We start from the raw sequence: 14061 nt of genomic DNA, 5'->3' as shown, positions 1-14061 counted from the left end.
CCTCGGTCTCCGCCCCCGTCTCCGCTTCCGCTTCCGCCCCGGCTCCCGCCTCGGTCTCCGCCCCCGTCTCCGCTTCCGCTTCCGCCCCGGCTCCCGCCTCGGTCTCCGCCCCCGTCTCCGCTTCCGCTTCCGCCCCGGCTCCCGCTTCCGTCTCCGCTCTCGTCCCTGCCCCCGCTTCCGCCTCGACCTCCACATCCGCCCTCGCTCCCGCCCCTGCCCTCGCTTCCGCCTCGGCCCTCGCTTCCATCTCGGCCTCCGCTTCCGTCCCCGCCCCCGCTTCCGCCCCCGCTTCCGCCCCCGACCTCGCTTCCGCCCCTGCCCCTGCTTCCGTCTCCGCTCCCGCTTCCGTCTTCGCCCCCGCTTCCACCTCGGTCTCCGCTTCCGCCCCGGCTCCCGCTTCTGCCCCTGCCCCTGCCCCTGTTCCCGCTTCCGCCCCGGCTCCCGCTTCCGTCTCCGTCCCCGCTTCCACCGCGGCCTCCACCTCCGCCCCCGCCCCGGCCCCCGCTTCCGCCCCTGCCCTCGCCTCCATCCCCGCCCCAGCCGGCCCGCAGGCGGCCGCCGAACAGTGGGCGCTGCCCGTACTTCTGGAAGCTGCCCGGCAGGCGCTCCTGGAGGACGACAGTGCCGCGGCTGTCGACTGCCTGCGCCTGGCCCAGCGCCTCGGCGCGGCCGGCGCCGACCGGTGGCCCCTGGCCCTGCGGCTGGCCCACCTCCTGCGCCGCACCGACCCCGCCGCGGCCGAGCGGCAGCTCGTCGAGCCCCTCCAGGCCCTGGAGCGGGGCGAGTTGGGATACGGCGACGCCGCGCTGCTCGCCCGCACGCTGCTCACCCAGGGGCGCGTCGAGCAGGCGGGGAAAGCCCTCGCACACGCCGCCCGCCGGCGGGTGGCGGGCGACAGCGGCGACGCCCCGCTGCGCGGCCTGCTCGCGCCACCCGACGCCACCGCCCTGGACACCCCCGCCCCCAACCCTCAACCTCAACCTCGATCTCAACCTGAACCCGAACCCGGCCCTGGACCCGTACGCGCCGGCGCCCCGCGCGCAACCGCCGATGCCGGTGATGACACCGACACCGACACCGATGCCGTCGCCGGCGTGGTGCGCGCGGCCGCCGCCGCCCTGTGGCCGTCCGCCCCGCCCGCCGGCCAGGACGGAACGGGCGCCGAACAGATCCTCAAGGACACCCCGCTGACGCACGGCACGTTCGACCTCGTCCTGCGGGAGATCCGCACCCTCGTGCACGCCGACCTGGGCGAGCGGGCCGTCGTGTGGTGCCAGAAGCTGCAGGCCGAGGCGGACCGCGGCCGCGCACCGGGCTGGTTCGCCGCCCTCGGCCTGCCGCACGCGCAAGCTCTGCTGCGCCTGGGCGACCTGACGGGGGCCCAGCACGCGGCGGCCGCGGCCGGCGCCGCCGTGGAGGACCGCGGCGGGCTCCTCCTGTCCGCCCTCGTGGCCGTCGAGATCACCGCGTACACGGCCAAGGGCCAGTACGACGAGGCGGCCCGGCGCCTGGAACTGCCGGTGCCCGACGATCTGTTCACCACCGTGTACGCCCTGGACCACCTGCGCGCCCGCGGCCACTACTACCTGGCCACCCGTCAATTCACCGCCGCCCTCACCGAGTTCCTCGACGCCGGCCGGCTCGCCCGGCGCTGGTCCCTGGACGACCCGCGGCACCTGCCCTGGCGCACCGACGCCGCCCGCGCCCTGCTGGCCCTGGGCGAGCACGAACGGGCCCGGGCGCTCATCGCCGGCCAGTGCGCGCTGCCCGCCGGCCGCACCCCTCGCGCGTACGGCACCGCGCTGCGGCTGCGCGCCGCCCTCGCCCCGGCCGCCGAACGGCCCCGGCTGCTCTCGCGCGCCCTGGAGGAGGTACGGCGCTGCGGCGACCGGCTGGAGCACGCCCGCACCCTGGCCGACCTGGCCGCCGCCCTGCAACTGGCCGGGGAGGGAAACCGGGCCGGGGTCCTCGCGCGCCGGGCCTGGCACCTGGCGGCCGACTGCGGGGCACAGGCCCTGTGCGAACGCATCCTGCCGGGCCGCACCGGCACCGAGCAGGCACGGAGCCGGGGCACCGAAGCGACGGCCGCGCAGGCCGCCGCACGCCTGACCGGCCCCGAGCACCGGGTGGCGGTGCTCGCCGCGTTCGGCTACACCAACCGGGAGATCTCGGCGAAGCTGTACGTCACCACCAGCACCATCGAGCAACACCTGACCAAGATCTACCGCAAGCTGGGCGTCAGCCGCCGCAGCGAGCTCCCCCTGGACCTGGACCTGGACCTGGAGTAACTCCGCCTACGCCGCGGGAGGCTGCTGCCCGTGGGGCGGGGTGCGGGTGTACCAGACGCCGGGACGGATCTCGGTCCAGCCGGGGCGGGGCGCGCGGTCGTCGTCGCGCAGCCGGTCCAGCCAGCGCCGCGCGTACGCCTCCAGGCGGTGGTCGCCCAGGACGCCCGCGAGCGTCAGGCACTGCCGGAAGTGCGGGCGGGCCGCGGCGCCGCCCCCCGTCTCCAGCGCGTGCAGGGCCAGGACACGGCGGGCCTCGTAACAGCCGCGGGTGTCCTCGGGCGCCTGCGTCAGGGTGGGCAGGACCAGGCGGGCGGCGAGGTCGGTGGCGCCCGCCTCCAGGTGCAGGTCCGCCAGCCCGGCCAGGATGCGCCCGCGCTCACCGGCACCGCCGGTGCCGGTGCCGGTGATGTCCAGGGCGCGCTGGTAGAAGTCGCGGGCGGCGTCCGGGCGGTGGCGCTGCCAGGCCAGATCGCCCAGCGAGCGCAGCAGCCGTACCGTCGTCGCCCGGTCGCCCAAGTGCCCGGCGGCGTCCAGGGCCAGGGTGTGGGTGTGCTCCCAGGCCTGCCAGGCGGCCGACACCTCCACGAAGGCGGTCATGGCCTCGGCCAGCCGGGCGGTCTGCCCCCACAGCCCCGCCGCGTGGGCCTGAGCGACCAGGGTGACCAGGGCGCCCTGCCGGCGAACGAACCAGTCCAGCGGCGACAGGCCGTCGCCGGCGCGGGCGCACTGCCGCGCGGTCAGTTCCCGGCAGGCGGCGGCACACAGCCGGGCGAGGGCCGCGTGCACGGACACGGCCGGCTCCTCGGCGGCCCGCCGCTCGGCGGCAAGGAGCCGGACAAGGACAGGAAAGCGATAGCCGCCCCCATAGCCATGGTCATGGCCGTGAGGGTGACGGTCGTCCGGTTGGCGCCCCAACAACCCTGCCCCGACGAGGGAGTTCAGCACACGCCCGGCGTCCTGGGGCGGGATGCCGAGCGCGGTGGCGGCGGCCCGGGGGTCGAGGGGCCCGCCGGGCAGCAGGCTCAACAGCCGGGCCGCACGCCGGTCGGCCTCGGGCGCCGAGTCGTACACCCGGCACAGCTGCCGGTAGCACTCCTCATCCAGCGCCCGCAGCTCGGCCAGCCGGGTACGTTCTCGCCGCAGCCGGGCGGCGAGGCGGGCGGGGGAGTGGTGGGGGTGCGCGGCCAGGTGCCCGGCGACAGCACGCAACGGACCGGGAAACCACCCGCACCACTCGGCCAACAGCCCCCAGCCGTCGGCCGCGCCGGCCGGTCCGTCGTCCGGTCCGCTTGAGCCGGCGGCTGTGCTGGCTGGTCCGTCGTCCAGCCGCCCCCAGCTGTCGGCTGTGCCGCCTGGTCCGTCGTCCCGTCGGCCCAGGCCGTCGGCTGTGTCGCCCGCCCCATCGGCCGGTTCGCTCCAGTCGCCGGCTGTTGTGGGTGGGCCACTGGCCAGCGGGCCCCAGCCGCCGACTGTGCTGGCCGGCCCGTCGGCCAGTCGACCCCAGTCGTCGGCTGTGCTGGCCGGCCCATCGGCGGGTTCGCTCCGGCCGTCGGCTGTTGTGGGTGGGCCACTGGCCAGCGGGCCCCAGCCGCCGACTGTGCTGGCCGGTCCGTCGGCCAGTCGACCCCAGTCGTCGGCTGTGCTGGCCGGCCCGTCGACCGGTTCCCTCCAGTCGTCGGCCGTGTCGCCTGGTCCGTCGTCCCGTCGGCCCGGGCCGTCGGCTGTGTCGCCCGGCCCGTCGGCCGGTTCGCTCCAGTCGTCGGCTGTTGTGGGTGGGCCACCGGCCAGCGGGCCCCAGCCATTGACTGCGTCGCCCGGTCCGTCGTCCAGCCGTCCCCGGCTGTCGGCTGTGCCGTCCGGTCCGTCGGCCGGTTCGCTCCGGCCGCCGACTGCTCCGGGTGGATCACCGGCCGGTTGGCCCCAGCTGTCGATTGGTTCGTGCCGGCCGCCGATCGGTGCGCCCTGGCCGGTGGGTGGTTCGGCCCAGCCGTTGGCTCTTCCGCCGGTCCCGTCGGCTGGCCGGTCTCGGCCGTCGACCGATTCGCCCCTGCCGGCGGCCATGTCGTCCCAGGCGTCGGCCAGTTCCTCCCGGCCGTCGGCCGGGGCGCCCCCCTCGACCGGCAGGTCGGCGTGGCCGTCCATCGTGCTGACGGTGGTGAGGGCGGTGTCATAGGGAGCCCGTGCGGCGTACGTGTGGCCGGAGAGGGATGTCAGGAGTTGCCGGGCGTCCTGTGGGGTGAGCGCGTCGAGGGGGAGCGTGTGGCCGCCGAGGCCGGGCAGGGGGGCGCGGCAGGTGAGCAGGATCGCGCATCCCTCGGCCGGGGGCAGCAGCGGGAGCAGTGGCCGCAGTTGGGTGGCGTCGGTGATGTCGTCCAGGAGCAGGAGGATGCGACGGTGGGACGACGTCAACTGGCGCAGCGCGGTGTGCAGTTCGTCGGAAGAGCGCGGGGCCGGGTCGCCGGGGGCGCCGCAGGTGCGCAGGATCTGGAGCAGGGACTGTGTGGCGTCCAGCGGCCGGCCATCGCCGTCGCACAACCGCACCCGCACGCACCCGTCGGGAAACGCCGCACGCACCCGGTGGGCGGCGGCCACGGCGAGCGCGGTCTTGCCCGCCCCGGCGGGGCCGGTGATCTGCACACAGCCGCCGGCCGGCCGGCGCAGCCACGCCGCGAGTCGTGCGAGTTCCCGCTCCCGCCCGGTGAACAGCGGATCGGCATCGGGCAGCCCGCCCGCCGGTGCGGCGAGCAGGAGGGCGGGGGTGGCGGGGGGTGGGGGAGGAGCGGGGGACGGGAGCCGTGGCAGTTCGGGGAGCGGCCGGCCCGGCGCGCCCGGGTGCAGCAGGGCGCGGTCCCCGGCCAGCACGCGCCGCTGCAGCCGCCGCAGCCGCACTCCGGGCTCGATGGCCAGCTCCTCGACCAGGGTGTGGCGCAGCCTGCTGTACGTGTGCAGCGCGTCCGCCTGCCGCCCCGCCCGGTACAGCGCCACCATGAGGTGGGCGTGGAACTCCTCGTGCAGCGGCAACTCGGCGGCCAGCGCCTGCAGCTCACCCACCAGTTCCTTGTGGCGGCCCAGCACCAGCTCCGCCCGCACCCGCTGCTCCAGCGCCGCGATGCGCACCTCGTCCATGCGTACGGCCGTGGTGCTGAGCAGACTGCCGTGCCGGGTGTCCGACAGCAGCGGGCCGCGCCACAGTTCAAGGGCCCGGCGCTGGAGGTCGGCGGCGGCCGCGTGCTCGCCCCGCTCCATCGCCTGCCGGCCGCCGCGGTGCAGCTCCTCGAAGAGGACGAGGTCCAGCTGGGCGGGGCCCACCTGCAGCAGATAGCCGGGAGCGCGGGTCACCAGCGCCTCCCGGCCGAACTCCGGTGCCACCTCCCGCAGCAGCTTGCGCAGTTGCGAGATGTAGACCTGCAGCGTCGTCAGCGCGGTGCGCGGCGGCCGCCGGCCCCACAGTTCGTCGACGAGGCTGTCCACCGACACCACCTCGTTGGACCGTACGAGGAGCGTCGCCAGCACGCTGCGGATCTTGGCGGCGCGGGGCGTCACCCGCTGGGCATCCCGCGCGGAGCGCACCTCCAGCGGTCCCAGCACCCTGAATCGCATCCGCCCCCCCCGGCCCCCTCGGCTGCCGCGCGCCACCCGGCCCTGCCCGGCCAGGCTCGACGCGGCGGGTTCCGGCCCTGCCGGGCCGGGCGTACGGCGAGGGCCCACGCTAGGCGGACCGGGCCCCCCGGCAGCGGACGCCCCGACCCCTGTCCGCCCGGCCTCGCCCCCTGCCCCCGGGCGGCGTACAAAGCCACCACAAGGCCCGCTTTAGCCGTGCTGGGCAGGGTGCGGAACGTCACCACGGGCCTGCCTCCTTGCCCGCCGTCACCCCAACGCGGCCCCGAACGCCCGAACGCTCCGTACGCCCGAACGCCCCGAGGGGGCCGAGCCGATGTCGACCAGCGCGGCCACGAGGTGCGGCACGGCGGCAGCCGACGTGGAGCGGCGGCCCGAGGCAGGGAGGACCCCGCGACAGCCCCACCCCACCCCACCCCACCTCACCCCGCTCCGCCCCACCCCGCTCCGAGGAGAGTTCCCCGAAGGAGACACCGGCCCATGAACACACCGCCGCCCCGCCGGTCCTCACCCCTGCAGCGGCTGCGCACCCTGCGCGAGGACGGCCGGCTGGCCGCCTGCTGGCCCGAGGTGGCACCGCTGCTCGCACAGGTCACCGACCCCGGCCCCGGAGGCCGCGACCGGGCCGCGGTCCTCGATGAACTGCTGGCCTGCGGCCGGATCCTGGCGGAGGTGGATGCCGCCGAGGTACGCGGCCACCACCCGGCCACACCACTGGTCACCGTCGTCCTCACCGGCCACGCCCCCACCGCGCGGCTGACCGCCCCGCTCACCGCCGAACTGGCCCGGCACGGCCTGCCGCTGCGCCTGGTCACCGGCGAACAGGGCGCCTACCTGCGCGACCTGACCGACCCGTACGGCCAACTGGTCCACGTACGGGCGGACATGACGCTGTGCGTCCTGGACGCCGGCGCCGTCTTCGACGAGCTGGCCGTGCCCTGGGACGTCGCCGACGCCGAACTGGCCTGCGCACGGCTCGCCGGCCGGCTGCGGGCGATGGCCGTCGCCCACGCGGGGCGCGGACAGGGCACCCTCGTCCTGAACACGCTGCCCCTGCTGCGCACCCACACCCACCAGCTCGTCGGTGAGCGCCCGCGCACCCAACTCTGCGCGCTGTGGCGGGACTTCAACGCCGAGCTGCTGCGGCTCGCCGCCGCCCACCCCGGCATCGCCGCGGTCGACCTGGACCCGCTCGTCGCCGAGACCGGCCCGGCCCGTGACACCGGACCGGACGCCACCGGCGCGCCCTTCAGCGACGCGCTGCTCGCCGCGTACGCACGCGAGGTCGGCCACCTGCTGCGCGCCCGCAGCGGCCCGACGAAGAAGCGCCTGGCCCTCGGCCTCGACGACCCCTTGCGGGCCGGGGCGCCGGACGGCGGCGCCGAGGCGCGCCCCGGCCGGCCCGGCGGCCCCCATGCCGCGCTGCACGCAGCCATCAGGCAACTGGCGGCCCGGGGCGCCCTGCTCGCCCGCACCGACGGGAACCAACCGCCGCCCGTCTACGCCCTGCCACGCGAGAACGACGCCCTCACCGGGACCAACACCCACCGGCGGCCCAAGGACGCCGACATGCGCGCGATCGCCGAGCGACTGGGGATCGACGCGAGCAGCCCGGTCCTGATCGACGCCCACGCAACCGAACGCACCCCGGCCGCCCGCACCCATCCGCCCGACACCGCCGTCGCCCCCCTGGACACCGAACCGGCACGGCACGTCGAACGACTCCTCCAGGACGACTGGTTCACCACCCCGACCACTCCCGGCCCAACCACCCCCACCCCGGCCGCCCCCGCCCCGCCCGCCTCACCCTCGGACTGAACCCGGTCGACCCGCCCCGTAAGGACCGGGGGGCGAGGCGGGCGGGCGGTGTCAGAAGTCCTCGGTCACCGTGGCGACCGCCTCCAGGACCGCCCGGCCCGCCTGGGTCAGGGTCAGGGTGACCGGTGACTGCCTGCGTCCCCGGGCGTCTCGCGCGCAGGGGCCGGCCACCGCCGCGCAGCGCAGTTCCGTGCCGGGCTCGACGTAACCGCGGAAGTGCACCTCCAGGCGGGAGAGCGTGCACCGTTCGGGAGCGAGGCGGTGGGTGCGGCCCGTGCAGAGCAGCGCCGTCTGGCGCAGCGCTTCCAGCTGGACGGTGGCGGGCACATGGCCGTGCGCGGTGGTCGCGGGCAGCGGCCAGGCCGCGGGGACGGACACCCCGACGGACAGCCGGCCGTGGGCGAGCGGGGACGGGCCGTGCACCAGGACGTTGCCCGGCCGGGTACGCCCCACCTCGGCCGGATCCACCACCGCCGTTCGGGGCTTGGCGCTTCCCGGCGGGCCGGGCTGCGCCGACGTGCGGCTGTGCGCCAGGTGGTTGCGGTACACCACCGGGGGCAGGAAGACCACGTTCGCCGTGCCCGTCCCGCACGGCACGTCGTCGATGCGCAGGTCGGTGCGGAACTCCAGGGCGCGGGGCACCCCGTCGATGACCTTGTCCGGACGCACCCGTATGCGCGTGGTCAGCAGCGCGGTGCGGCCCGCCTCGGCGCGCCAGGTGGAGATGTCGGGGGTCGTGAGGGTGAAGCGGTAGAAGATGCCGGTGCGGTCGGCCGGTATCCGGAACAGGCTCTGGCCGAGGAACTCGCCGATCTCGCGGACGGCCTCGGCGCCCGCCTGCAGGTCGTGGAAACGGTGTGGTCCGTCGCCGAACAGGGGGTGGGCGTGGTGCGGGAGTTCGCCGGTGAGTACGAACTCCTCGTGCACCGGGCCCGCGGCGTCGGCCTGCTCCGGCGGATCCCACGAGCGGGCCCGGTGCACGAGGCGGCGCGTGCCGCCGCCCACCCCCGGCGGGCCGGCCAGCGGGAGGATCCGGGGAGTGGCTTGCGGGGTGGGCGGTGGGACGGTCTGTGGGACGGTCTGTGGGGCGGTAGGGCGTGGGGTGGTCGGTGGGGCAGGCCGTCGGTCGGTCGGTGATGGGCCGTCAACACTCACGCGTTCCGCCCCCCCTCTTGGCGCCACCCCGCGCCACCCGCCCCGCCCCGTGGCACACCCCCCCCGGCTCGCGCGGGGGCCCGGCGCCCTGGCGTCAGCGTCGCGCCCGGGACCGGGCAGGGCCAGGAAGATCAGGTGGCAGCAAGCTGTACGTCAGCAAGTCCCGGCCCTCACCCAGGCCCCGTTCGGGGCCCCGCGGCGTCCCGCGGTGCCCTGTGGCGCCGGGGCTCCTAGGGTTCGGCGGGGCGCGAGGGGCCGGCCGCCTCGTCCAGCGTGCCGGACAGGGCGACGTTCACCCCGGCCTGGAAGCGGCTGGTGGCGTCCAGGTCGTCCATGATCTCGGCGATGTGGCGGCGGCAGGTGCGTACCGACATGCCCAGCCGGCGGGCCACCATCTCGTCCTTGTAGCCCTGGGCCATCAGCTTGATGATGGACCGCTTCACGTCGTCGGTGATGGCGGTGGTGTCCTCCGCGTCCGGTTCGAACACCGTGCCTCTGGCCCACTGCTGGTCGTAGAGCTTGCACAGGAAGGCCACCAGGGTGGCTTCGCGTACGACGATCGCGCCCGGGCGGCGGTCCAGCTCGCCCTGCTCGGGCAGGAACACGATCTCCCGGTCGTAGATGATCATCCGGTCGATCAGCTGGTCCGTGGTGCGCACCTCGGCACCGGCCGCGCTCACCTCGCGGATGTAGGCCGTCGTGGCCGGATCGCTGCGCACGGTGTGCTGGTACAGGTGCTCGACCCGGATGCCGCGCGCCAGCCGCTCCATGGTGCGCCGCAGGGCGCCGTCGAGCAGGTGCGGGGGGCGCGGGCCGCCGGGCTGGACGGTCAGGGCCTGCGTCTGGCAGCGCGCCCCGAAGTCCTCGATCATGACTTCCAGGACGCTGATGTTGGTGATGACGTCGAAGGCCTCCATGCGGTTGCGGCTGCGGCGGCTCTCGAAGTACACGGGCAGCAGCGAGAGCAGGCTGTTGCGGGTGCTGGAGACGGACTGCTGCAGGTCCCTGATCCGCTGTTCGGCGGGGCCGACCAGGTCCGCGGCGGCGGCATCCGGACTGGCCGGGGCCAGCGTGTCCCGGTCACCGGGCACCGGGTGCAGCAGCCGCAGGCCCAGCAGCGTCCGCGCGATCCGGGCGGCTTCCTCCTCCGTCATCCCCAGCGTCGCCGCGATGTCCTGCGGGGCGTACTTGCCTGCCTGGACGGCGGCACGGTAGGCCGCGATGGCCCGCTCATCCAATTCATCAAAACGTGGGCCAGAAGGGGAACTTTCAGACATCGCTGCAACATCCCCCGATGGAAAGAGAATTAGTTGCCATGCAACTTTACGCCACTGGCCGACTCATAGCCGGACTTTGCCGGAGTGTGCAGACTGTGCGCCGAACAACTCAACACCGACTGGGGGATAGTCATGAGGATTTCCGGCATGCGGAGAGAGGTTGTTGGGGCGATCGTTGCCATCGGCGTATGGGGGGTGCCGGCGGCGGGGGCCGCGCGGGGCGACACCGCGCCCGGTGGCGGCGTCACGGTGGCGGCGTCGCAGGGGACGGCGCAGGCGGCCGGGCCCGAGGACGACGGCTGGGGCTGAGCCGGGAATGATGTGACGCGCACGTGAGCGAGGCGGGCGGGGCACCGCGGCATGCGGTGGCCCGCCCCCCTTTTTTTGCGCTGCCGCGCCGGGATGCCGCCGAGGGCCCGGCTCGGCGGCCCGGGCCTTTTCCCTTTTCCCTGACCTGCGCCATGGCCATCGCCTGCGCCTGTGCCAGAAGGAATCTGGCCATAATCCGCTGGTTCTCCAGTGCGGTGTGCAGTGGGGTGTGCAGCGCCCGGTGCGAATGCGTGGGCAAGGGCGGGGCTTGAGAGGGCGGGCGGTATTCCCTTAGCGGAATGGGGAGTTCTTCATGAACTCGCGGTGCGGCCGGGCGGCGGAATGCTCGGTGCGGTGCCGGTACCGGTGTCGGGGAGGGGCAGTTGGCGGCGGTCGACTTCTTCTGCTCGGGGTGCCGGAATCGTATTCCGGATGGCTTTCCGCCTCGCGTGCTTCGCCGGATGGTGAGGGGTCCGCCGCGTCCGGCATGACCAGGGGCTTCGCTGCGTACTGCCACCTCTGCCGTCTGCCGTCTGCCTTCGCGTCCCGCCATTCCGGCCGCCCCTCGCGGGGCTTGGCGCGGCGGACGCGGCGCATCCCGCCCGGCCGTGCGGGACCCCGCACCGGCCGCGCCCGCCCAGGCCGGGCGCTGCGGGGCGCCGAACTGCCGCCGGTCAGGGCCCGTTGAGGCTGCCGCCATCCGTGCGAACCGGCCATCCGGGCCGGCGCGCCGGGGGAGGGGGACCTGCCTCGGGTGGCTGGAACACGTGGTCGTAGCCACGGGCCTGCCCTCACGCTCAGCCACAGGCATGGCTACGGGCAACGAGCCTGCCCACAGCCACAGCCACAGCCACAGCCACAGCCACAGTCACGGCTACGGGCCATGGGGTACGGGCTACGGGCTACGGGCTTGGCCAAGCCCACAAGCCCAGCCATGGGGACAGGCGCGGCTACGGGCATGGTCCGCGGACCTGGCCACAGTCATGGGCAGAGGCACACGGGCAACGGCCACAGGCGCGGCCACGGCCACAGGCGGCTACGGGGCATGGTCACCACTGGCAGGGGCACAGGCGCGGCTACGGGCATGGGCCGCGGACTTGGGCACAGTCATGGGAACAGGCACACGGGCACAGTCATGGGCAACGGCACGGCCACGGATACAGACACGGGCGGGCACGGCTACGGCCACACCCCCGACCGAGGCGCTGCCCCCACCTCAGCCGGGGCCACGTCCGCAGCCCTGACCGAGGCCGCAGCCCCAGCCCAGCCGAGGCACGGCCCCCACCTCAGCCGGGGCCACGTCCGCAGCCCCGACCGAGGCCACACCCACAGCACAACCGAAGCCACAGTCACAGCCGAGGCCGCAACCCCAACCAAGGCCACAGCCCCAGCTCCGACCGAGGTCACGGGCACAGCCGCAACCGAAGCCGCAGCTCTAACCTCCGTCCGAGGCCGGCGTCGCAGGTGGCTCAGGCCGGCCGCACTGGTGGCTCCCGCACCGAGGCCACAGCGCCGGCTCCGACCGAGGTCACGGTCACAGCCGCAACCGGAGCCGCAGCCCTAACCCCCATCCGAGGCCGGCGTCGCAGGTGGCTCAGGCCGGCCGTACCGGTGGCTCCCGTTCCGCCCGCAGCGGTGCCGCCAATCCCGTGGCGGACGCCAGGGCGACGGGGGCGGCGCCCGTCCGCGTCACCTCGCCGACCACGGCGGCCGCCCGCCCGCACGGGTCGGCGCGTACCGCGGTCAGCAGCGGGTCGACGGCCCCGGCGGCGACCACGAACAGTGCGCAGCCCGCGGTCGCCGCGTGCACCGGGTCCACGCCGAGGACCTCCAGGGCGATCCGCGTCTCGTACCGCACCGGCAGCGCCGCCTCGTCCACCCGCAGCCCGTGGCCCGTCTCGGCGGCGTACGCCCGCAGTACGGCCGCGAGCCCGCCGCGCCCCACCGCGCGCACGGCCCGCAACGCCCCCTGCGGCACCGCCTCGCGGGCCCGCGCGAGCAGCCCGGTCAGCGGGACGCAGCCACCCGGGATCACACTCTCGTAGCCCAACCCGCCCCGCACCGACAGGACATGGGCGCCGAAACCGCCGAGCGGGGCGCTGAGCACGAGGCGGTCGCCGGGCGCGGCACGCGGCGCGGGCGCCCCGGGCGGGCGGTGGCCCAGCCCCGTGGTGTGCAGGTAGATCTGGTCGGCCTCGCCCGCCCGCACCACCCGCGCATCGACATCGAGGACGACCACACCGGCCGCGCGCACCGCCCGGCGCACGGAGTCGGCCACCCGCCGCACCTGGCGCAGCGCGAGGCCCGCCTCGACGACCGCCGACAGCGACAGGCCCAGCGGCACCGCGCCGGCCGCCGCCAGCTCGTTGACCGTGCCGCACACCGCGGCGCAGCCGATGTCGCCGTCACCGTAGAAGGGCGGGTCCACGACGCAGGTCCTTGACACCAGCATCGGCAGGCCGCCGTTCGCCGGCAGCGGCGGACACGGGCCCGATACGTCGCCGAGCGCGTCGCGCAGCAGGGAACGCAGGCCACCCGCCGCGCCCTCCTGGTCGTGCGAGAGAGCCACCTGTGCGGTCATCCGTCCCTTCCTAGGGGAAGCGGACGGGCATGGCAGCTGCCCTGCGGCGGGGTTGGGGTGATTGTGGCCCGGACAGGGGAGTCCCCGGCCGATCCCCCGGGGGAGGGGGAGGGAGAGGGAGGGCGGGGGAGGAGTGGGAGAGGAGAGGGGGCGCGACCGCCGACCACAAGTGACGCTTTAGTGCTCCCGTCGAATCTGGCCGGGCCCCACCCCCCCCGGCAGCCTGTCCGAGGAGCCCTGGACATGACGACTCGTACCGCTGGACAGGCGGCGTACGCCACGGAGTTGCGCGGCTGGCTCACGGCGCGGCTCGCCGTCTATCTGGCCCGTCCGCAGAGCGCCATCGACCATGACACGCCGCTCGCCCAGTACGGCATGGACTCGGTGTGGGCGCTGAGCCTGTGCGGGGACCTGGAGGAGGAGAAGGACCTGATCGTCGCGCCGACCCTGGTGTGGGACCACCCCACGGTCAGCGCCATCGTCGCGCACCTCGTGCCGTGCCGGGCGGCGGCCGACGGCCTCCACGCACAGTCACTCCCCGCGCGGGAGCCGCGGCCCGCCGGCCGGCCGCACCCCGTGCCCGTACGGGCATCCCTGCCGCCCCCGGCCGCCCGGCCCGGCACCCAAGGAGCGGGCTGAGGCGGCTGTTTCGCGCGGAGGGTAAGGCCCCGGGTGCACGGTGCGGGCAGCGGTGGAGCGAACGGTGGTTTCTGAGGCGGCTGTTTCGCACGGTGGGCGGGGCCCCGGGTGTGCGGTGCGGGCAGTGGCGGGGTGGCAGGCGGGCGGCAGGCGGGCGGGCTTCGGAGGGTGGTGGTTTCGCACGGTGGGCAGGTCCCCGGGCGTACTGTGCGGGCAGCGGCGGAGCGGAGGCGGGCAGCAGGCGGGCGGCAGGCGGGCGGCGACTTCAGGGCCGCTTAAGTCACGGTCCGTAGCTTCCGGGCGCACACCGCGCCGGGACCCCGGCCCCGGCGCACACCACGCCGGGACCCGGGCCTCGGCGTACACCGCGCCGGGC

General features: G+C 75.6%; 8 protein-coding genes. 4 read left to right on the top strand and 4 right to left on the bottom strand.

Annotated features, from left to right (window positions below; genetic code table 11):
• Nucleotides 1–2288: LuxR C-terminal-related transcriptional regulator (locus tag ACI2L3_RS34565; protein ID WP_404756375.1), on the top strand; the 2288-nt coding region annotated here is incomplete at its 5' end.
• A 6-nt stretch (nucleotides 2289–2294) separates the two neighbouring features.
• On the opposite strand, the gene ACI2L3_RS34560 is transcribed toward ACI2L3_RS34565, so the two are convergent.
• On the bottom strand, nucleotides 2295–5888 hold the full coding sequence (locus ACI2L3_RS34560) for a BTAD domain-containing putative transcriptional regulator (protein ID WP_404756374.1): 3594 nt from the start codon (nucleotides 5886–5888) through the stop codon (nucleotides 2295–2297).
• 498 nt (nucleotides 5889–6386) lie between these two features.
• Between ACI2L3_RS34560 and ACI2L3_RS34555 the strand changes: the two genes are divergently transcribed.
• Complete coding sequence (locus ACI2L3_RS34555) at nucleotides 6387–7724, top strand: hypothetical protein (RefSeq protein ID WP_404756373.1); 1338 nt, start codon at nucleotides 6387–6389, stop codon at nucleotides 7722–7724.
• 51 nt (nucleotides 7725–7775) lie between these two features.
• Here the strand turns inward: ACI2L3_RS34555 and ACI2L3_RS34550 are convergent, their stop codons facing one another.
• Both ACI2L3_RS34550 and ACI2L3_RS34545 read right to left on the bottom strand, forming a co-directional pair.
• Nucleotides 7776–8705: an AfsA-related hotdog domain-containing protein gene (locus ACI2L3_RS34550; protein ID WP_404756372.1), complete on the bottom strand. Its 930-nt coding sequence runs from the start codon at nucleotides 8703–8705 to the stop codon at nucleotides 7776–7778.
• A 404-nt stretch (nucleotides 8706–9109) separates the two neighbouring features.
• Entirely contained in the window at nucleotides 9110–10117 is a 1008-nt protein-coding gene (locus ACI2L3_RS34545; RefSeq protein ID WP_404756371.1) for a LuxR C-terminal-related transcriptional regulator, read from the bottom strand.
• Nucleotides 10118–10303: 186 nt separating this feature from the next.
• Here ACI2L3_RS34545 and ACI2L3_RS34540 point away from each other — a divergent pair, with 186 nt between their 5' ends.
• Nucleotides 10304–10465: a hypothetical protein gene (locus ACI2L3_RS34540; protein ID WP_404756370.1), complete on the top strand. Its 162-nt coding sequence runs from the start codon at nucleotides 10304–10306 to the stop codon at nucleotides 10463–10465.
• 1594 nt (nucleotides 10466–12059) lie between these two features.
• On the opposite strand, the gene ACI2L3_RS34535 is transcribed toward ACI2L3_RS34540, so the two are convergent.
• Entirely contained in the window at nucleotides 12060–13046 is a 987-nt protein-coding gene (locus ACI2L3_RS34535) for an AIR synthase-related protein (protein WP_404756369.1), read from the bottom strand.
• 243 nt (nucleotides 13047–13289) lie between these two features.
• On the opposite strand from ACI2L3_RS34535, the gene ACI2L3_RS34530 reads away from it, so the two are divergent.
• Nucleotides 13290–13685: an acyl carrier protein gene (locus tag ACI2L3_RS34530; protein ID WP_404756368.1), complete on the top strand. Its 396-nt coding sequence runs from the start codon at nucleotides 13290–13292 to the stop codon at nucleotides 13683–13685.
• Nucleotides 13686–14061: the final 376 nt, after the last annotated feature.

The sequence above is a fragment of the Streptomyces sp. NPDC029674 genome (assembly GCF_044903205.1).
In the GTDB taxonomy this organism is placed as follows: Bacteria; Actinomycetota; Actinomycetes; order Streptomycetales; family Streptomycetaceae; genus Streptomyces.
Note: the sequence above shows the minus strand (reverse complement) of the source record. Positions and strands in the feature narration are given on the sequence as shown.